Raw genomic sequence first — 19,482 nt, 5'->3', positions numbered from 1 at the left:
CCTGGCCCAGGAAAACAACGTGGATAATCACCCCGCTCGGCGCATTACCCGCGCCGATGTCGCCCGCGCGGCGGGCACATCGGTTGCCGTCGTCAGCTATGTCATCAATAACGGCCCGCGCCCGGTGGCGGAAGCGACGCGCCAGCGGGTACTGGCGGCGATTGCGCAGACCGGCTACCAGCCAAACGACGTTGCCCGCGCGCTGGCCTCTGGCTCCACCCAGACTTACGGCCTGGTGGTGCCGGACATCTCCAACCCCTTCTTCGCCAAAATGGCGCGCGCGCTGCAACAGGAAGCGTTCAAATTCGGCCGCGCCCTGCTACTGGCCGACGCCGGCGACGATCGCCAGCGCGAGTACGAACTGATCACCAACCTGCTGCGCCGCCAGGTGGACGGGCTGCTGTACACCAGCGTCGACCGCCACCCGTGGTTCGACGTGATCCGCGCGGCAGGCACGCCCTGCGTGATGATCGACACCATTGATCCCGCCGCCGGCATCAGCGCCATCCGCGTCGATGAGCGCGGCGCCGCCAGCCAGGCCACGCGCCATCTGATCGAGCACGGCTATCGCGACATTGGTATTTTCATCGGCCCGCTGACCATGCTCAACGCGCAAGACCGGCTCAACGGCTGGCGCGATGCGCTGCTGGCAGCCGGCATCACGCCGCGTGAAGAGTGGATTTTTGAAGTGCCTTATACCCGCACCGGCGGCTACCAGGCCACCCGGCAACTGCTGGCCGGCCCCCGCCCGCGCGCGGTATTCACCAGTAACGAACAGCAAGCGCTCGGCTGCCTGGCCGCGCTGGCGCAGCACGATCTGCGCGCCCCGGACGATCTGGCGCTGATCTGTTTTAACGGCACGCCGCAGTCCGAATTCAGCGTGCCGCCGCTAAGCGCGGTGGAGCAACCCATTCACGCCATGGCGCAACAGGCGATCGCCATACTGGCCGCCGGCGCTAAAGAGCCGGTGCTGCACGAATTCGCTTTCCAATTGCACATCCGCCGTTCCTGCGGCTGTGCGTTTTCTTCCAGGTAAAATTATGCGTTTGATTATTGATTGCGATCCCGGCAACGGGGTTCCCGGCGCCAATGTGGATGATGGCCTGGCGTTGGCCCTGGCGCTGGCGGCCCGCCCACGGCTGGCGCTGGAACTGATTACCATTGTGGCCGGCAATACGCCGCGCGATCTGGGCTTCGCCGTTGCCAATACCCTGCTGGAACAAAGCGGCCATGCCGTACCGGTTATCGCCGGCGCGGCGCGGGCGCTGTGCGAACGCCCCGAGCCGTGGCGCGCCTATCTGGATCGCACCATCGCCGATCCGGCGTTGGCGGCCCTGTGGCGCAACACCCCGGCGCCGCAGCCTGCAACGCCGGCCAGGCCGGAAGCGGCAATCGCCATCGGCGAATTGATTTGCGCTAACCCCGGTGAGATTACGCTGGCCGCCATCGGCCCGTTGACCAACGTGGCCCACGCGCTGCAGCTCTATCCGCAGATGGCGCAAGCGGTGAAAACCATCGTGATCATGGGCGGGGTGTTCGCGGTGGAAGGCTATATCAAGGACACCAACTTCGGCCTGGATCCCGAGGCTGCGCAATTGGTGTTGAACAGCGGCGCCAATATCACGCTCGCCCCGCTCGATGTCACCACCCAAACCATGTTGACGCAGCAGGATCTCACTCGCCTTACGCAGCCGGACACCCCGTTGTGCCGCTACCTGCGCGCGACCACGCAACCCTGGGTTGATTATTCGCGCCACACCCGCCAACTGCCGGGCTGTTGGATCCATGACGCGCTGGTGGTGGCGTGGCTGCTGGAACCGGATCTGGTCACCACGCAAGACTATTTTGTCGATGTGGCGTTGGAAGGTGGCGTGACACGCGGCAGTTCGCGCCGCTGGCGGCCCGATAGCCTGCGCCTGGCTCTGGGGATGCCGGAACCGCAGGGGAAACCGATACAGGTGATGGAAAGCGTGGACAACGCGCACCTGCTGGCGCTGATCGCCAGCCAGCTCGCCCGCGCATGAAAAAAGGTGCGCCACGGCGCACCAACCCTCCAGCCAGCATCGGCAGCGCGGGGTATTAGCCCTTGCCTTTCACGCTGCTGATAAACGTTTCACGCGCAGTGGTGGAACCCAGTTTTTCCGCTTCATTCATCAGTTTCAGCGCTTTATCGATATCTCCGGCCTTAACCGCCTGTTTGATACCGTTATTGAAGTAGGCCTCGGTGTCATTCAACATCGGCTCGGCGGGTTTCGCCGCGGCCGGTCGCGGCGCAGGCACCGCCGTTGGCGCATTGGCTCCCACCACCACCGGCGTGGTGGCCGGCGCCGGCTGCAACATGCCGATCATCACGTTGCCGCTGCCCTGTTCCGCCGTCACTTTCAGCTTCAGCAGCCCGCTGTTGCTGTGGCTGGCGATCGGATCGGGAATGTCCGGCACCGCGTTGCCCACCCCTTGCGCATAGGCTTTCGCCGGGTTGGTTAGGCGGGTGCTTTTGCCCACATCCTGGCGGGTGGTGTAAACCAGCAGGTAAATCTGCCGTTGCCCCAGCGCCGGCGTCAGCTTGAGCGTACCCTCCAGACGATCGGAAGACATCACGCCCGGCGGCTGGTAGCTAAAGTAGCTGGACGGGTAGTAGGCCGCCGGCCGCTGATGTTCATCCAGCACCAGCACGCTCGGCGAGTACACCCGGCTATCCCTGGCGATACTGCTTAAGGTAATTTCCAGTGAACCGCGATCCGCCGGCAGCGTATAGGCGGCCACCGCGCCCTGAATATCGCCCTGATTGATTTGCGGGCTGCTGCCATCCAGTTTGACATCCTGATTGGCCGGCGGCACCAGCGGTTGCCACGGCAGGTTTTGCAGCGTGGCCGGGTTAATGGCGGGCGCGACGGAAACGTTGGTTGGCGTGGCGGCATAGGCGGCTAACGGCACACCGGCGGCCAGCGCTACGGACAGGCAAAGAGCCAGTAGATTCTTTTTCATCGTTATACCCTCTCGCATCAAGCATGCAGGCCGGCAGCGGGCAGGCAAGCGCCCGCTGCCGGTTAATCAGGCGTGGGAAAGCGCGTGGCGCTCTCCCGCGGTAACGCTATTACCACCAGATCTCCATTTGGGCGCCGAAGGTGACTTCGTCATCCTTGCCGCGGCTGAAGGTGTGCAGGCTGGTGTCGCTGTAGGCTGTGCCGGTGCTGTAGCCGGTATCGCTGCTGGTGGCGTAGCCCCACTTCTCATCCCATTTGGCATAGGTGGCGAATAGGCGGATTGCCGGGCGCGACCAAATGCTGTCGCCAGCCTGCCACTGTTGCGCCAGGGTGACCTTGTACTGGCCGTTGCGCTCGCCGGTGCGCTGTGACTTGACGTTGTCATAGCCGGCTTCCAGCAGGGTGCTCATGATCGGCGTCCATTTGTACATTGGCCGCACGCCCACGGTGTACCAAGTGGTGCCGTTATTGTTGTCGCGGTCGATATCCTGGTACATGCCGACGTACATCAGCGCCCATTTGTCGTTGAAGTCGATAGCGCCGTGATCCAGGATGCGCAGCATCGAACCGTCGTTATCAATGGTGGCGCCCTGGTTACGGCCGTTGTTGGTCGAGGTCATGGCGTCAGTGCCGTACTGCACCACAAACTTGTTGTAGCCGTTGAGGATGCTTTGCGTGTGTTCGGCGGTGAACAACCAGCCGTCCTTGGAAGCGCCGTCGGCCAGGCTGTAGTGATCCTGAACGTTGGCCCGGCCATAGTCGACGCCGAATTCCAGCGTGCCGCCCGGGTTGGTTTCCAGCCCCGCCAAGCGTACGTCGAAGGTATCGTTGATGGTCGGCCGCTGATCCCATTCGTTGTCCAGGTAGCCGTAAGAGCCGCCGGATTCAGAGTTACGGGTCACCGCGAGAGACAGTTTACCAAAGCCCAGATCGATGTTTTCCAGGCCGGCGCCCGGGCCGGAAATATCCCAGTAGTAGAAGTCGATCATGTGGACGTCATGGCGCTGGTAGAAGCGCTTACCGGCCCAGATGGTGGAGCCAGGCAACCATTCGATCAGGTTTTTACCCTGAACGTTCACTTCACGAAAGCCTGGAGTAACATCTTCCCAGTCTGAACGTTGGGAAACGGAATACGCCAGGTTGGTATCAAAGTAGAAGCTTTTATCGCCGTCCTTCCACACTTCCTGGCCCAGCTTTAATTCAGCGTAGGTTTCGCATTCGTTGCCGAGACGGTATTTGCTCGAAGCCCCGGTAGCCTGGAAGCATTGTTGCTCACCGCCGCTGCCGGTCCAGCCGATACCGGAACGCGCATAGCCTTTAAAATCCAACGCCATGGCTTGTGAAGAGAGAACACCGGCGGCGACAGCCAGTGCCAGAGGAAGTTTGCGCAGAGTAGTCATCATTATTCTCCTGTTCTACAGACCTTGATGCGGTTAAACGCCCGGTTCCTGATGTAGCCGCCGGCATGCCGTACCGTCCTCACGGAACAGATGGCAACGGTGCGGCGGCAGGCCGATGGCGAATGTGGCACCTTCATCTACCAGCACCACGTCGTTCTGGCGGTACACCAGGTTCTGACGTATTGCCGGTATTTGGATGTGGATTTGCGTCTCGTTGCCGAGCTGCTCTACCACCTGTACATCACCTGACAGCCGCACTTCAGAGGCATCGCTCGGCAGCAGGTGTTCCGGGCGGATCCCCAGAGACATGTTGGCGCCGGTCTGAACGCCCGAGCCCTCCACCGGGAGCCATACCCGTTGGCGGTTGGGCAGTTCGATCTGCACCTGTTGCGGTTCTGCGGCGGTCACTTTGACCGGCAGGAAATTCATTTTGGGCGAGCCGATAAACCCGGCGACGAAGCGGTTGGCCGGGTAGTGATACAGCTCCAGCGGCTTGCCGATTTGCGCGACGCGCCCGGCGTCGAGCACCACGATCTTGTCGGCCAGCGTCATCGCTTCGACCTGATCGTGGGTGACGTAAATCATGGTGCGCTGCAGGCGCTTATGCAGGCGGGAGATCTCGATGCGCATCTGTACGCGCAGCGCGGCGTCCAGGTTGGACAGCGGTTCGTCCAGCAGGAATACCGCCGGCTCCGCCACCAGCGTGCGGCCAATTGCCACGCGCTGGCGCTGCCCGCCGGACAGCGCTTTCGGCCGGCGATCGAGCAGGTGCGCCAGTTGCAGCACTTCGGCCACCTGGTTCACCCGCTGGGTGATTTCCACCTTTTTGGCGCCGGCCAGCTTCAGGCCGAACGACATGTTGTCGGCCACCGACAGGTGCGGATAGAGCGCATAGGACTGGAACACCATGCCAATGCCGCGTTCGGCGGGCGGCACGTCGTTCATCCGGGTTTCGCCGATGAACAGATCGCCGGCGGTGATATCCTCCAGCCCGGCAATCATGCGCAACAGCGTGGATTTGCCGCAGCCGGACGGCCCGACAAACACCACAAACTCACCGTCATCGATCGTTAAATTGACGTCTTTGGAAATCACCGTCTCGCCAAATGCTTTATAAACGCCGCGCAGTGTGACGCTAGCCATGCGTTACTCCCCTGCTTTCGCAGTTAACATTTTTCGTGAAAATGGCAGAGGCAAACCCTGCCAAAACCCATTGATGACCCTCTTGGCTGTGCACCGCCTGTCCTGCCAGAGGCAGGGTCGCCTCAGACGGCGCCGCCGGCTGAGTATAAGGCTGCAGATTAATCAGCGCTTCAAGGCATTGTTCCTGATGGGTTATAAGCAAACGAACCACCCCATTGTTCTGGCTAACTGCGCTCAACTCCCCCTGCTGGATCACCGCTAAACGGCGCAGCGCCAACAGTGACTGGCAATAACGCAATGTCGAATTACGATCGTGCTGCTGGCGGCTGATGGCCAGCGCCCGGTGCTCAATGGCGACCCGCTGGTACCAGTGGCTCTCGCCGGCGGTCACCTGTTCCGGCGCTTCGTGCCAGGGCATCGGCGTTTGAGCGCCCTGCAGCTCATGCAGCCCGGCGGCGTGGGGCAAGCCCAGTTCTTCCCCCTGATACAGGCAGATCGGCGCCGGCAGCAGCGCCAACAGCGTCAGGAAGGCGGCGGCGGAACGCAGATCCCCTTGCCCCCAGTGGCTGACCACCCGCGGCTGATCGGCGCTGCCCGTGCTCCATACACTGTCCGCCAGGCGCCGGCGGTGGGCATGGAGCACCATGACCAGTTTTTCAATGCTGAACGGCGCCACCGCCTGCGCCAGCGGGCTGCTGGCATAGGGCTGACGCCCCGGCCCATGTATCCGCCCTTGGCCGTCGCAGGCCCACAGCGCCAATCCGCGTGCGGCCACCACGCTGCCGGCTTCATCGCGCCACGTTTGCGGCAGCACCAGGCCGTCGACAGAGAGCGCGTGCAGGTAAGGCAGCGCGCCGAGCATGCCGTACAGATCCCCAACGCCATCTCCGTTGCCATCACGGAAACTCACCGGATGGATCCGGTACAACGTAGGCTGGCTGGCGATGGGTGTTGACGACATAAGACCGGCTCCCGCAGCGGCTGATAACGAAAATCAATGCTGGCGATAGTGCGGTAATCGGCGCACGGGGGAATCATCCGTGAGGTTCTTTTTCATGGGGGAGGAGATGGGAGGATGAGGGAACGATGAAGTGGATGAGAAGTTCCCTGCCGAATTCAATTCTGTGATCTGCCTGACAAAAATAGCCCCCCTTTTTTGTGTCTGAGGCCACAGAATAGAGCGCAATGTTATCTGGATCACACTACCGGGCCGCGGGGCGTAGAGGGGGGGAGGATGAGAAAAGGGCGCGTTGTGACCCACTATGCTCAGGAAACCACTTTCCTTACACGAAGTGCCCACAATAATAGAAGGACTGGCTTATGAATCGCACTGCCCGTACGCTGATGCTTTCCGCGCTGACCACGTTAGTGCTCTCTGCCCCGGCTTTCGCCAAGATTGAAGAAGGCAAGCTGGTTATTTGGATCAACGGCGATAAAGGTTACAACGGCCTGGCCGAGGTCGGCAAAAAATTTGAGCAGGACACCGGCATTAAAGTGACCGTCGAACATCCGGACAAGCTGGAAGAAAAATACCCGCAGGTGGCCGCCACCGGCGACGGCCCGGATATTATCTTCTGGGCCCACGATCGCTTCGGCGGTTATGCCCAGTCCGGCCTGCTGGCGGAGATCCACCCCTCCCAGGCATTCCAGGATAAAGTTTATCCCTTTACCTGGGACGCCGTACGCTACGACGGCAAGCTGATCGGCTACCCGATCGCCGTGGAAGCGCTGTCGCTGATTTACAACAAAGACCTGATCAAGGAAGCGCCAAAGACTTGGGAAGAAATTCCGGCGCTGGATAAGGAACTGCGCGCCAAAGGCAAGAGCGCCATCATGTGGAACCTGCAGGAACCCTACTTCACCTGGCCGATCATTGCCGCCGCCGGTGGATATGCCTACAAGTATGAAGACGGCAAATACAACATCAAAGACGTTGGCGTTGCGAACGCCGGCTCCCAGGCCGGGCTGCAATTCATCGTCGATCTGGTAAACAACAAACACATCAATGCCGATACCGACTATTCCATCGCCGAAGCCGCCTTCAACAAGGGCCAAACCGCGCTGACCATCAACGGCCCGTGGGCATGGTCAAATATCGAGCAGAGCAAGATCAACTACGGCGTAACGCTGCTGCCGACCTTCAAAGGCCAGCCGTCCAAGCCGTTCGTTGGCGTGCTGACCGCCGGCATCAACGCCGCCAGCCCGAACAAGGAACTGGCCACCGAGTTTCTGGAAAACTACCTGCTGACCGATCAGGGGCTGGCGCAGGTCAATAACGACAAACCGCTGGGCGCCGTGGCGCTGAAATCGTTCCAGGAGCAGTTGGCGAAGGATCCGAAGATCGCCGCCACCATGCAGAACTCACAAAATGGCGAAATCATGCCTAACATTCCGCAGATGAGCGCCTTCTGGTATGCCGAACGCAGCGCCGTGCTCAATGCCATCCATGGCCGCCAGACGGTAAAAGCCGCGCTGGACGATGTGCAAACCCGGATTACCAAGTAAGCCAAGCCGTGCGGGGCGCCTGGCGGCGCTCCGCCGTTGTCGCCAAGAAAGGAACACCCCATGCAATTAGCTCACGCCGGTTCATCCGTGCGCAAAAAATCGAAGTGGTGGCAAAACGATAGTCTGAAATGGCTGGTAGTCGGCCTGCTCAGCCTGTTTACCTGCTATCTGATTGTGTTGATGTATGCACAGGGTGAATACCTATTCGCCATCATCACGCTGCTCCTGATTAGCGCCGGTATATACGTTTTCGCCAACCGCCGCGCCTACGCCTGGCGCTATGTCTACCCCGGCGTTGCCGGCATGGGATTGTTCGTTCTGTTCCCACTGATTTGCACCATTGCTATCGCCTTTACCAATTACAGCAGCACCAACCAACTGACCTTTGAACGGGCGCAATCGGTGCTGATGCAGCGCCAGTTCCAAAGCGGCCAAACCTTCACCTTCGCCCTTTTCCCGGCGCCGGCCCAGCAATGGCGGCTGCAACTGACCGATCCGGCCAGCGGCCAGCAGATGCTGTCCGAGCCGTTCAGCTTTAACGCCGCCCAGCCGCAAACGCTGGCCATGGCCACAGTCAGCGCCGCGCCCAGTGAAGAACGCGCCACGCTGCGGGTGATCACGCAAAACCGCCAGGCGCTGAGCCAGATTGTCGCTAAAATGCCCGACGGCGGCGAACTGCGCATGAGCTCGCTGCGCCAGTTCTCCGGCACCAGCCCGCTGTATAGCCTGGCCGCCGACGGCACGACCCTGACCAACAACCAAACGCAGGTGCAGTATCGCCCGAACGACGACATCGGCTTTTACCAGGCGGTGAACGCAGACGGCAACTGGGCGCAGGAAACCCTCAGCCCCGGCTATACCGTCACCATCGGCTGGCAGAATTTCCTGCGCGTGCTGCATGACGAAGGCATCCAGAAACCCTTTGTCTCGATCTTTATCTGGACCATCGTCTTTTCGGTGATGACGGTGATCCTGACCGTGGCGGTAGGCATGGTCCTGGCCTGCGTGGTGCAGTGGGAGGCGCTGAAAGGCAAGGCGCTGTATCGGGTGCTGCTGATACTGCCCTACGCGGTGCCGTCGTTTATCTCGATCCTGATCTTCAAGGGGCTGTTCAACCAGAGCTTTGGCGAGATCAACATGATGCTCAGCCACCTGTTCGGCATCAAACCGGCCTGGTTTAGCGATCCGCTCACCGCCAAGAGCATGATCCTGATCGTCAACACCTGGCTGGGTTACCCCTATATGATGATCCTGTGCATGGGCCTGCTGAAAGCGATCCCGGACGATCTGTACGAAGCGTCGGCAATGGACGGCGCCGGGCCGCTGCAGAACTTCTTTCGCATCACCCTGCCGCTGCTGATTAAACCGCTGACGCCGCTGATGATCGCCAGCTTCGCCTTCAACTTTAACAACTTCGTGCTGATTCAACTGCTGACCAACGGCGGCCCGGATATGATCGGCACCACCACGCCGGCCGGCTATACCGATCTGTTGGTCAGCTATACCTACCGCATCGCCTTTGAAGGCGGCGGCGGCCAGGACTTTGGCCTGGCGGCGGCAATCGCTACGTTGATCTTCCTGCTGGTGGGAGCGCTGGCCATTCTCAACCTGAAAGCCAGCAAGATGAACTTTGATTAATTCATTGCCGGCGGCAGCCACGCCAACATGAGGAGTAAGCAAGATGGCCATGGTTCAACCCAAATCCCAGCGCGTGCGCCTGTGGATCACCCATATACTGATGCTGTGCTTTATCGCTTTGATTATGTTCCCGCTGCTGATGGTGATCGCCATTTCGCTGCGCTCCGGCAACTTCGCCACCGGCAGCCTGATCCCGGAACAGATTTCCTGGGATCACTGGCGGCTGGCGCTCGGCATGAGCGTGACGCACGCCGACGGCAGCGTTACCCCGCCGCCGTTCCCGGTGCTGCTGTGGTTATGGAACTCGGTGAAAGTGGCGGCGATCACCGCCATCGGCATCGTGGCGCTTTCCACCACCTGCGCCTACGCTTTTGCCCGCATGCGCTTTCGCGGCAAAAGCAGCCTGCTGAAAGGCATGCTGATTTTTCAGATGTTCCCGGCGGTGCTGTCGTTGGTGGCGCTGTATGCCCTGTTCGATCGTCTGGGCCAGTACGTGCCGTTTCTCGGCCTGAATACCCATGGCGGCGTGATTTTCGCCTATATGGGCGGCATCGCGCTGCACGTCTGGACCATCAAGGGCTATTTTGAAACCATCGATAATTCGCTGGAGGAGGCCGCCGCGCTGGACGGCGCCAGCCCGTGGCAGGCGTTCCGCCTGGTGCTGCTGCCGCTGTCGGTGCCGATCCTGGCGGTGGTGTTTATTCTGTCCTTTATCGCGGCAGTTACCGAAGTGCCGGTCGCCTCGCTACTGCTGCGCGACGTTAACAGCTATACGCTGGCGGTGGGGATGCAACAATATCTGAACCCGCAGAACTACCTGTGGGGCGACTTCGCCGCCGCGGCGGTACTCTCGGCCATCCCCATTACCGTGGTGTTCCTGCTGGCCCAGCGTTGGCTGGTCGGCGGCCTCACGGCAGGTGGGGTGAAGGGGTAATTCATTTTAGCCACTGCAATCTTTGCTGTACTTTCTTACCACGCATTCTCTGTGTCTCGGCGGCCCTACCGGCCGCCTTTTTTTATCATTGACGCGTGCATTATTCGCGCTTAAGGCGCTCGGTATTGGCCAGGTACAGGGTAATAACCAAAAATAATATGGCGGCGGAATAAATCAGCGTATCCACCGGGTTTTTATGATCCACAATAATCAGGCGGATAATCGCGGTAATGCCGATATAAATAAAATAGCGCAGCGGGAAGTGATAACCCGATTCGAAATACTTCACGATCAACGCAATAAATTCAAAATACAGGAAGTAAATCACGATGCCTTCAATCAACAGATACGATGATGAAGCTTCGTTATTCATAAACAACACCTGTGCCAGGTGAATGGTTTCCTTGCCCAGAAACACCACCAGTATGGCGGCCAACAGCAGCAACCCCAGGTTCAGTACGCGCTGTAGGGTTTTCGCTACCAGGATAGAGCGTGATGTTTTCGCCATAAAATAGTCCACCTTATACAACATGGTTAAAAGTGATATTGCCCGGTATCCCATCCGGATATTATTCGTTTGGCCGGCGTCAGGCCACGGCATTGCCGCCGGCGGCAAGTCCAGCCCAAACGCATTGTATACTGTTAACCTGACAAGGTGCAGATGGGATGCAGCGCCAAACACCCGAACAGGGCGCATTTAACGGCAAGAGAGGGATGTCGTGCTGGGAAATAAATGAGGGGGAGTCATCTCCCCCTCGTGCGCAGGTTGGCGACCGGCTTAACGGAAGCTATCGTTGCGATCGGAAGTCATGCTATACAGCTGATACTTGCGGCCCAGCATCTGGCCACCGTCGCGGGTCAGCGGCGTCCAGCTTACGGAAGCACGGCTGCGCGAAGGCGATACCGTCATCAGATCCAGCGGGATAGAGACATAGAAGCCTTTGGTGAATGAACCCTCACCGTATTCTTCTTTCGATACGTTGGTGACCGTCGCATAGGCGCCCACCACAACCCCGCTGTCAAAGCGTTTGGACAGATCCAACGTCGCGCCCTTATCTTTGGCCAGATATTGGCCCACGCTCAGTTTGACCAGCACGCCATCGACGAACGGCGGCATCCAGTAGCCAGTAATGTGGCCGGTTGCGGTGCTGTAGTCGGTGAAGCGCATCATGTCGTCCCAGTCACGCTGTTTCACCCAGTTGGCATTAGCCCCCACCGCCCAATTGCTATCGAGTGGCCGATACAGCACTTCACCGCCGACGCCGCCGAACATGCTTTCCAGGTAACCGCCGTAGACCTGGCCATAGAATCCCTGGCCGAAGTCCTGGAAGTAAGAGGTCTGCAAATCGTTAATGTACGCGTCGTTCTGCACATACTGACGAATGTGCGTACGCACGCGCGGCAGATGGCTGTCCGAAGGCGGCGCCGTATAGTTGAATTTATCGTAGTTATTGAACAGGTTGACGAATACGCTGCCGCTGTTCAACCAATGGTCGGTCACCCACCAGTTGGCGCTGCCCAGCAGGCCCACCTGGTACATGTAGAAGGTTTCCGCCCCGCCCAGCGATTGGGTTAAGGTCGGTGACAGGCTGAAGGACAGCGCTTCATCATCGATGTAATAGCCCTGTTCGGTGGTTTTCGGCAGATCGGGATCGATGCGTTTTTGCTGCAACGTCTGCTCATGCCCCAGCGGGTAGCCTTCCAACTGCTGGCGCAGGCTGTTCACGTCGGTACGCGTGGTCACCTGCGGCATGTGGTAACGCGTTTCGGTCACATCCAGGGTATCCACGCCTTCCGGCAGGTGGTTCATCAGGATAACGTTCGCACGCTCAACACCGTCTTCGGAATAACGATATTTGCTCTGCTCGCCGGTCATATACAGCGTGTTGTCTTTCACCTGAATCTTCGGCGCGTTGAAACCCGCGTTGTATTTAAGATCGGTCAGTTGGTTCGCTACGACGTCATGCTGCAGGTATCTATCCTGCGGCTGCGGCCGATAGGCAGGCTTAGGCTGATCGATATTCGACGGTTTCATATCGTTAAAGTTGGTGCGCAGGGTAAAGCCGGCCATAAAGGTATTGCCGCGCTCATAGCTGACGTTCACATCCGCCCAATTCGTTATGCGGTAAACGGCGCCGAAGTTGAATTTGCTGTCCTGGCGCAACGCGCCGGCAAAATCATCCTGGTAATTATTCCCTTCGTACTCCACTTTCAGGCGCAGCGGCTGCCAGGGCGTTTGGTATTCAATACCGCCGAACAGCGATGCCGGCCCCTTGAAGGAGTTGTTGAGATCGACGGAGCCGGCGGTTCTGCCGCCGTTGCCGCGATTACAATAGCTGTCGCTGGCTTCACAGAACGGGTTTTTCACATTGCCGCTGTTGCCCAGATAGCCCCAACCCATGCCCAGCGTGAAGTCAAACGGGCCCCACGCCTTGCTGGCGGCCAGGTATTCACCGTCAAATAACCCCGTACCGCCAATATCCCGTATCCCGGCGGACACTTCCGGCAACCAATAGCCCTCTTCCCACAGGCGCAGCTTCACATCAAAAGATTTGTCTTTATAGGTTTGATCGCCGCTGAATGACGTATTGCTGCTGTATTGACGCGTCCGCACGTCGGTATAACGAATGGTGGTTTCCAGCCAGGGCAACGGCTGAATAGAGACCGAATAAAACCGATATTGGTCATTATCACGGTAGTTGAAACTGAATTCGCCCTCTTTCGCCATACGGGCGCTCGGCATTTGCAACAGCCCCGCGCCACCGAAATCAGACTGAGAAGGCCCCAGTGGTTCAGGATATGACGCCGCCTGACACGCACTCGCGACAGACAGCGCAACCAAGCTAAGTAAGTAACGTGTTTTCATCAGTCAGGGATCCGGTGCGTCAATAACGAAATGATTTGCTCATTGATGTCTTTATAGCTCCTGGGCAGAGCGGATGAGGCAAACCCGAGGAACAGCAGACTCCCTGGCGTCATTTCATGATGCCGCCGGTTCCAGTAAGCAATTGGAACGCTCTGGGCCTCACCTTCAGGCGTGATTAACCAGGCGGTGCTGCGTTCAGCGCCATCCAGGCGTTGAAGCCCGCTTAAATAATCACTGACGTCTTTGCCAGGCAGAAAATCATGTTTGCCGGCGGGCGCCAATGCCCCCAGCAGGCTGACGTCTTTCGGCTCCGGCGCCACGAAGACCTGATATTCCCCCGCCAGACGGCGATCCAAATCCGGGCGCAGCTGCAGCCAATCCGGATCCAGCGACACAAACTGACGGCCGACGATGTTCAGCCCGGCGAGCTGCGTACGCACGCTGTCCACCGTAGCCGCGACCGTGGTATCCCCATCCTGGCGCAGTTCGGCGCTCAGTGCGCTGAGCCGCGCCAACAATTGCTGTTGCTTCTGTTTTTGCAACTGGGTGGCGCTGCGCTCCGCAATCGCCGCCCCCGGCCACCAGATGTTGCCTTGCAACGCCGGGTTACCCACCACCAGGCTTTGCAGCGTCGCCGCATCCTTGATCGTGACCGCTGCCCTGTTCGGATAAAACACGGTTACCCGGCTATCTGCATGGGCAGTGTTCAGCAAGAGGCACAGTGATGCACTTAAGAGCAGATTAATTTTTCTCATTGTCCCTCTGCTTCAATAGGGTAATTTCAACCGGGAAATAGTCCGCACCCAGATATTGCTCGGACTTGATAACCACGCCCGTTTGCGGATCAACCCAGAAACGGTTTTCCCAGTTCTTATTCAAGCCGCTGACCGCAACCTGTTCTTCAATCACGCGATAGGTCTTACGTTGGCCGCCGATAGTCAGGGCTTCATCTTCCTGGCGTTGGAAGGTGGATTCGGCCAGCCCAAAGCGCGTTTGGTTATTTTCCGTCCAGGACATTTGGCGCAGCCAGCGCGCACCGTCGATAATCCGCAAAGGCGCTGCCAGAGGATCTTGTTCGAGGTTGGAGACGCTGGTTAAATTGTCATGCCAGCCCAGCGTTTTCACCAGGCGCCCATGGCGTAACGTCATTAACGTGCGGTCCTGGCTCACCCATTTTTCTTCGCCGTTTTCAAACGCCCCGAGCACCATCATGATCTGTGGCTGATCGTTAATGGTGACATAGACGCTGGGCCTGGATAAATCCTGGATCTCTTGATCTGTCAGCTCAACGCCCGATGATTCAAACAATACGTGATAGACAGTATCATTGACGCTGTTTTGGGCTGAGGTACAGGCCTGAAGGGATAAACATATGAATAATAATAATAGATGGCGCAACTGAGCAATCCCGGCACATTAAGAAAAAGAAAAAAAAGAATAACCACTAGGTGGTTATTCTTTTACGGTTTAGCCCGCTGTACTTGTTGTCGTGCTGGTGCTGGTGCTGGTTGAGCTGCCGTCATCGCTATTGCTCTGAGCAACCAATGCAGCCGCTGCTACAGCAGCAACCGCGCCAGTGCCAACAATCACTGCATCACCTTTTGACCCGGCTGGATCAAAGGCTGCCCAGGAATTGGAGGCACCCAGCAGCGCCATTGCGGCTAATGCTGAATATAATACCTTTTTCATACACAACCCTCTTTCAGTAATGAACCTACGGCCTAAAGATCACTTTTTAGGCCCTACTAGTATAAGGTATCATGTTAAAAAAACATCGCTATTATCTAAAAATAAGTCATATCCTTTAGGCAGGACAAATAACCATTAGCGATGGTTTTAATTTGTATAACACAATAAATAATAAAACAAAAATGAAAAAAGCCGATGTGTGCAAATTCAGAAAAAGCTCATTCACAGAATAAATCTTTAATTTTCAAGTAGATAGAAAAACCCCTCGCCCATTCGCCAGGCCAGCCGCCCTTTTCCCCAGCATCAACCCCACACATTGAGATGATTCTTAGCTTCCTCTATTTTGCTGGTAGCCTATCCGCGGCCGCCATCGCCGACGGCAAACAACGTGGCATATTCGGGAAGGAGCGCGCTATCTGCCGCTCGGCATGGGGCACGGGTATTACATTCTCACCGGTGAGCGTTGCCGATAAACGCAAATGCCGGCCTCACGGCCGGCATTTGTCACAGCATCGCCTTAACGGCGATATACTCGTCATACTTCAAGTTGCAGGCGTGTTGGCTGTCCTGCAACTCGAATTATTTAGAGTATAAATCAACGCCACGCTTTAAAGCGGTTAATCAGGGCGTTGGTTGAACTGTCATGGCTGCTGACGGCGTCCGCGCCTGCCAGTTCCGGCAGAATACGGTTCGCCAACTGTTTGCCCAGTTCCACACCCCATTGGTCAAAGGTGAAGATATTGAGGATCGCCCCCTGGGTGAAGATTTTATGCTCATACAGGGCAATCAGGCTACCCAGGCTGAACGGGGTGATTTCGCGCAGCAGAATAGAGTTGGTTGGGCGGTTGCCTTCAAATACCTTGAACGGCGCCACGTGCTTCACGTCTTCCGGTTTCTTGCCCTGTGCGGCGAATTCTTCTTCCACCACCTGCAACGATTTCCCAAAGGCCAGCGCCTCGGTCTGAGCAAAGAAGTTAGACAACAGTTTGGCGTGGTGATCGCTTAGTGGGTTGTGGCTGATCGCCGGTGCGATGAAATCGCAAGGAACCAGTTTGGTGCCCTGGTGGATCAGTTGATAAAACGCGTGTTGGCCGTTAGTACCTGGTTCGCCCCAGATGATCGGGCCGGTTTGGTAGTCCACCGGTTTGCCGTTGCGATCGACATATTTGCCGTTGGATTCCATATTGCCCTGCTGGAAATACGCGGCAAAGCGGTGCATGTATTGGTCGTACGGCAGGATTGCTTCGGTTTCGGCACCGAAGAAATTGTTGTACCAGATACCGATCAGCGCCAACAGCACCGGCAGGTTTTTCTCCGCCGGCGTGGTGGAGAAATGTTTGTCCATTTCATGCGCACCGCTCAGCAGTTGTTCGAAGTTGTCAAAACCGATAGACAGCGCAATCGACAGGCCGATGGCGGACCACAGGGAGTAACGGCCGCCCACCCAATCCCAGAATTCGAACATGTTGGCGGTGTCGATACCGAATTCCGCCACCGCTTTGCCGTTGGTGGACAGCGCGGCAAAGTGTTTCGCGACGTGCTGTTGATCGCCAGCGGTTTTCAGGAACCAATCGCGCGCACTGTGGGCGTTGGTCATGGTTTCCTGCGTCGTGAAGGTTTTGGAGGCCACCAGGAACAGCGTGGTTTCCGGGTTCAACGTTTTGAGGGTTTCCGCAATATGGGTGCCGTCAACGTTGGAAACAAAGTGCATGTTCAGGTGGTTCTTATAGGGGCGCAGCGCTTCGGTCGCCATATAAGGGCCAAGATCGGAACCACCGATGCCAATGTTCACCACGTCGGCAATCGGTTTGCCGGTATAGCCTTTCCATTCACCGCCAATCACGCGCTCGCAGAACTGCTTCATTTTCGCCAGCACGGCGTTCACTTCCGGCATCACATCTTTGCCGTCGACCACAATCGGGGTATTGCTGCGGTTACGCAGCGCAACGTGCAGCACGGCGCGATCTTCAGTGCGGTTGATTTTCTCACCGGCGAACATGGATTTGATTGCGCCCTGCAGATCGGTTTCTTCAGCCAGCGCCAGCAGTTTTTCCAGAGTTTCCGACGTGATGCGGTTTTTGGAGAAATCCACCAGCATCTGATCGTTGAAGGTAGCGGAAAACTTGGCGAAGCGATCGCCATCCTGGGCAAACAGATCGCGGATCTGTACGTCTTTCATTTGTTCAAAGTGTTGCTGCAGGGCTTGCCAAGCAGCGGTTTGACTAGGATTAATATTTTTCATAGCAACGCTCTTATGCTTGAGATGAAGGTGACGTAATCGTCCGATTGTAGCCTGAACGCCGATGATTATGATCTCTTTTCTTGCAATAGGCGCACGCAGCCCACGTCATGCACATCACATTTACCTTTATTCAACAAACAGTCCGCACTTCGGTTAACTCTGTGCGACAAACGCCGGCGGGATTTAACGCCGGGCGCACGACGCCCGCCGCAAAGGATAAAAATGAAAATCCCTCACCCTCCGGCCGTTGACAGTTGGGCCTAAACCCGTTATTCCTAACAACCTACTTGCGCACCCTGTGCGCAAGCCAGAAGAGGCGCGTCGCCCAGGTAAAGTGTCAGAGGAGCCGTACTCCCATGACGGCACCGGAGGGGGAGCGACGCCGAGGTACAGCGGCCAGCGGCGGCCAACGTATCGGCTACAGGGGCTGAATCCCCTGGGTTGTCACCCTAGGCCACCACAGGTGGCCGGCAAGGTGGGGCGCTTCTGGGTGTACCGTAGCCTTCATCTCTACGCCTGCTCCCTGTTTACCGCTCTTCCCTTGTGCCAAGGCTCTGGAAATAAAATGCCGTCAAAACGGCACTCCCTGACACGAGGTTTTTTTACATGACTCAAGCAGCATCTCAACATGCCACCATCGTGGCCAAATTCGGCGGAACCAGCGTCGCCAATTTTGACGCCATGAACCACAGCGCGGACGTCGTCCTGGCCAACCCCAATGTGCGCCTGGTGGTGCTTTCCGCTTCCGCCGGCATTACCAACCTGCTGGTGGCGCTGGCCGAAGGCAACGAAACCGAAAAACGCAGCTATTACCTCGATGAAATTCGCCGCATCCAGTACGCCATCCTCGATCGCCTGGATAATCCCCAGGTCGTGCGCGACGAAATCGACCGCATGCTGGAAAACATCGCCATGCTGTCGGAAGCCGCCGCACTGGCCACCTCGGCGGCACTGACCGATGAGCTGGTCAGCCACGGCGAACTGATGTCTACCCTGCTGTTTGTGGAAGTGCTGCGCCAGCGCCAGGTTCAGGCCGAGTGGTTCGACGTGCGCAAGGTGATGCGCACCACCGATAACTTTGGCCGTGCCACGCCAGATACAGCCGCGCTGAAAGAGCTGGCACAAACGCTGCTGCAGCCGCGTGTTGAAGAAGCCCTGGTGATCACCCAGGGTTTTATCGGCTGCGAGCCGAAAGGCCGCACGACCACGCTGGGCCGCGGCGGCAGCGACTACACCGCGGCGCTGCTGGGTGAAGCGCTGAATGTCAGCCGGGTGGATATCTGGACCGACGTGCCGGGCATTTACACCACCGACCCCCGCGTGGCGCCTTCAGCCAAGCGTATCGACCGCATTGCGTTCGAAGAAGCCGCGGAAATGGCGACCTTTGGCGCCAAAGTGCTGCACCCGGCCACGCTGCTGCCGGCGGTGCGCTGCGATATCCCGGTGTTCGTCGGCTCCAGTAAGGATCCTGCCGCCGGCGGTACGCTGGTGTGTAACGGCACGGAAAACCCACCGCTGTTCCGCGCGCTGGCCCTGCGCCGCAAACAAACGCTGCTGACCCTGCACAGCCTGAACATGCTGCACGCACGCGGCTTCCTGGCAGAGGTATTCAGCATTCTGGCGCGCCATAACATTTCGGTGGATCTGATCACCACCTCTGAGGTTAACGTGGCGCTCACCATGGACACCACCGGCTCCACCTCGACCGGCGGCAGCCTGCTGACCACCGCGCTATTGACCGAGCTTTCCTCGCTGTGCCGGGTTGAAGTTGAAGAAAACCTGGCGCTGGTGGCGCTAATCGGCAACAATCTGTCGCAGGCCTGCGGCGTGGGCAAAGAAGTCTTTGGCGTACTCGAACCGTTCAACATCCGCATGATTTGCTACGGCGCGAGCACCCATAACCTGTGCTTCCTGGTGCCCGGCGACGATGCCGAGCAAGTGGTTCGCACCCTGCACCGCAACCTGTTCGAATAAGCGCTGTTCTGCGGGCACCCACCGCGTGCCCGCACTGCAATCACATACATATATCAAAAATAATGTTCCACACCTCCAACATAACGACCGACCACCATTCCCCTTGT

16 protein-coding genes and 1 riboswitch are annotated in these 19,482 nt (G+C 58.1%); of the genes, 6 read left to right on the top strand and 10 right to left on the bottom strand.

Annotation, left to right across the window (positions count from 1 at the left end; genetic code table 11):
• Positions 1-19 precede the first annotated feature (19 nt).
• On the top strand, positions 20-1,036 hold the full coding sequence (locus tag ABFX35_RS18370; protein ID WP_279029765.1) for a LacI family DNA-binding transcriptional regulator: 1,017 nt from the start codon (positions 20-22) through the stop codon (positions 1,034-1,036).
• Between the two features lie 4 nt (positions 1,037-1,040).
• Complete coding sequence (locus ABFX35_RS18365) at positions 1,041-2,024, top strand: nucleoside hydrolase (RefSeq protein WP_346082402.1); 984 nt, start codon at positions 1,041-1,043, stop codon at positions 2,022-2,024.
• Between the two features lie 55 nt (positions 2,025-2,079).
• Here ABFX35_RS18365 and malM read toward each other — a convergent pair whose 3' ends face one another.
• The 4 genes from malM to ABFX35_RS18345 form a co-directional block, all read right to left on the bottom strand.
• Complete coding sequence (gene malM, locus ABFX35_RS18360; RefSeq protein WP_346082401.1) at positions 2,080-2,985, bottom strand: maltose operon protein MalM; 906 nt, start codon at positions 2,983-2,985, stop codon at positions 2,080-2,082.
• Positions 2,986-3,094: 109 nt separating this feature from the next.
• Positions 3,095-4,387, bottom strand: a complete 1,293-nt coding sequence (locus ABFX35_RS18355; protein WP_279025450.1) for a maltoporin — start codon at positions 4,385-4,387, stop codon at positions 3,095-3,097.
• Positions 4,388-4,417: 30 nt separating this feature from the next.
• On the bottom strand, positions 4,418-5,527 hold the full coding sequence (gene malK, locus ABFX35_RS18350; protein ID WP_279025452.1) for a maltose/maltodextrin ABC transporter ATP-binding protein MalK: 1,110 nt from the start codon (positions 5,525-5,527) through the stop codon (positions 4,418-4,420).
• Entirely contained in the window at positions 5,520-6,488 is a 969-nt protein-coding gene (locus ABFX35_RS18345) for an alpha-amylase family glycosyl hydrolase (RefSeq protein ID WP_279025454.1), read from the bottom strand. Before ABFX35_RS18345 ends, malK begins: the two co-directional genes overlap by 8 nt.
• A gap of 359 nt (positions 6,489-6,847) precedes the next feature.
• On the opposite strand from ABFX35_RS18345, the gene malE reads away from it, so the two are divergent.
• Genes malE through malG form a run of 3 tightly spaced genes read left to right on the top strand, consistent with a single transcriptional unit; the run spans position 6,848 to position 10,604 of the window.
• Positions 6,848-8,032, top strand: coding sequence for a maltose/maltodextrin ABC transporter substrate-binding protein MalE (gene malE, locus ABFX35_RS18340; protein WP_279025455.1), 1,185 nt, complete (start codon positions 6,848-6,850; stop codon positions 8,030-8,032).
• Positions 8,033-8,092: 60 nt separating this feature from the next.
• On the top strand, positions 8,093-9,670 hold the full coding sequence (gene malF, locus ABFX35_RS18335; protein ID WP_279025456.1) for a maltose ABC transporter permease MalF: 1,578 nt from the start codon (positions 8,093-8,095) through the stop codon (positions 9,668-9,670).
• 43 nt (positions 9,671-9,713) lie between these two features.
• Positions 9,714-10,604 (top strand): maltose ABC transporter permease MalG, encoded by an 891-nt coding sequence (gene malG, locus ABFX35_RS18330; protein ID WP_346082400.1) that lies wholly within the window; start codon positions 9,714-9,716, stop codon positions 10,602-10,604.
• Between the two features lie 100 nt (positions 10,605-10,704).
• Here malG and psiE read toward each other — a convergent pair whose 3' ends face one another.
• The 6 genes from psiE to pgi all read right to left on the bottom strand — a co-directional run bounded on the left by psiE (position 10,705) and on the right by pgi (position 17,401).
• Positions 10,705-11,112: a phosphate-starvation-inducible protein PsiE gene (gene psiE, locus ABFX35_RS18325; RefSeq protein WP_279025491.1), complete on the bottom strand. Its 408-nt coding sequence runs from the start codon at positions 11,110-11,112 to the stop codon at positions 10,705-10,707.
• A 270-nt stretch (positions 11,113-11,382) separates the two neighbouring features.
• Entirely contained in the window at positions 11,383-13,470 is a 2,088-nt protein-coding gene (locus tag ABFX35_RS18320) for a YjbH domain-containing protein (protein WP_279025493.1), read from the bottom strand.
• Positions 13,470-14,225 (bottom strand): capsule biosynthesis GfcC D2 domain-containing protein, encoded by a 756-nt coding sequence (locus tag ABFX35_RS18315; protein ID WP_279025495.1) that lies wholly within the window; start codon positions 14,223-14,225, stop codon positions 13,470-13,472. The genes ABFX35_RS18320 and ABFX35_RS18315 overlap by 1 nt, the downstream gene beginning before the upstream one ends.
• Complete coding sequence (locus ABFX35_RS18310) at positions 14,212-14,868, bottom strand: YjbF family lipoprotein (protein WP_279025497.1); 657 nt, start codon at positions 14,866-14,868, stop codon at positions 14,212-14,214. Before ABFX35_RS18310 ends, ABFX35_RS18315 begins: the two co-directional genes overlap by 14 nt.
• Before the next feature lie 69 nt (positions 14,869-14,937).
• A complete protein-coding gene (locus ABFX35_RS18305; RefSeq protein ID WP_121525898.1) occupies positions 14,938-15,159 on the bottom strand; it encodes a hypothetical protein in 222 nt (73 codons plus the stop codon).
• A gap of 595 nt (positions 15,160-15,754) precedes the next feature.
• Positions 15,755-17,401 (bottom strand): glucose-6-phosphate isomerase, encoded by a 1,647-nt coding sequence (gene pgi, locus ABFX35_RS18300; RefSeq protein ID WP_279025499.1) that lies wholly within the window; start codon positions 17,399-17,401, stop codon positions 15,755-15,757.
• Positions 17,402-17,704: 303 nt separating this feature from the next.
• Positions 17,705-17,895: riboswitch (Lysine riboswitch) on the top strand.
• Positions 17,896-18,007: 112 nt separating this feature from the next.
• Here pgi and lysC point away from each other — a divergent pair.
• The gene (lysC, locus tag ABFX35_RS18295) at positions 18,008-19,375 is read left to right on the top strand and encodes a lysine-sensitive aspartokinase 3 (protein WP_279025501.1); all 1,368 of its coding nucleotides are present in this window, start codon (positions 18,008-18,010) and stop codon (positions 19,373-19,375) included.
• Positions 19,376-19,482 lie beyond the last annotated feature (107 nt).

The organism is Gibbsiella dentisursi, from assembly GCF_039539505.1.
GTDB classification, from domain to species: domain Bacteria; phylum Pseudomonadota; class Gammaproteobacteria; order Enterobacterales; family Enterobacteriaceae; genus Gibbsiella; species Gibbsiella quercinecans.
The sequence above is the reverse complement of the archived record's forward strand: the minus strand, read 5'-3'. Positions and strand labels throughout refer to the sequence as shown.

Excerpts from the sequence above, each read along its gene's own strand:
- ABFX35_RS18365 (WP_346082402.1), top strand. The coding sequence starts at position 1,041 with ATGCGTTTGATTATTGATTGCGATCCCGGCAACGGGGTTCCCGGCGCC.
- ABFX35_RS18315 (WP_279025495.1), bottom strand. The coding sequence starts at position 14,225 with ATGAGAAAAATTAATCTGCTCTTAAGTGCATCACTGTGCCTCTTGCTG.
- lysC (WP_279025501.1), top strand. The coding sequence starts at position 18,008 with ATGACTCAAGCAGCATCTCAACATGCCACCATCGTGGCCAAATTCGGC.
- malE (WP_279025455.1), top strand. The coding sequence starts at position 6,848 with ATGAATCGCACTGCCCGTACGCTGATGCTTTCCGCGCTGACCACGTTA.
- ABFX35_RS18345 (WP_279025454.1), bottom strand. The coding sequence starts at position 6,488 with ATGTCGTCAACACCCATCGCCAGCCAGCCTACGTTGTACCGGATCCAT.
- malM (WP_346082401.1), bottom strand. The coding sequence starts at position 2,985 with ATGAAAAAGAATCTACTGGCTCTTTGCCTGTCCGTAGCGCTGGCCGCC.
- ABFX35_RS18355 (WP_279025450.1), bottom strand. The coding sequence starts at position 4,387 with ATGATGACTACTCTGCGCAAACTTCCTCTGGCACTGGCTGTCGCCGCC.
- pgi (WP_279025499.1), bottom strand. The coding sequence starts at position 17,401 with ATGAAAAATATTAATCCTAGTCAAACCGCTGCTTGGCAAGCCCTGCAG.
- ABFX35_RS18320 (WP_279025493.1), bottom strand. The coding sequence starts at position 13,470 with ATGAAAACACGTTACTTACTTAGCTTGGTTGCGCTGTCTGTCGCGAGT.
- malK (WP_279025452.1), bottom strand. The coding sequence starts at position 5,527 with ATGGCTAGCGTCACACTGCGCGGCGTTTATAAAGCATTTGGCGAGACG.
- malG (WP_346082400.1), top strand. The coding sequence starts at position 9,714 with ATGGCCATGGTTCAACCCAAATCCCAGCGCGTGCGCCTGTGGATCACC.
- psiE (WP_279025491.1), bottom strand. The coding sequence starts at position 11,112 with ATGGCGAAAACATCACGCTCTATCCTGGTAGCGAAAACCCTACAGCGC.
- malF (WP_279025456.1), top strand. The coding sequence starts at position 8,093 with ATGCAATTAGCTCACGCCGGTTCATCCGTGCGCAAAAAATCGAAGTGG.
- ABFX35_RS18305 (WP_121525898.1), bottom strand. The coding sequence starts at position 15,159 with ATGAAAAAGGTATTATATTCAGCATTAGCCGCAATGGCGCTGCTGGGT.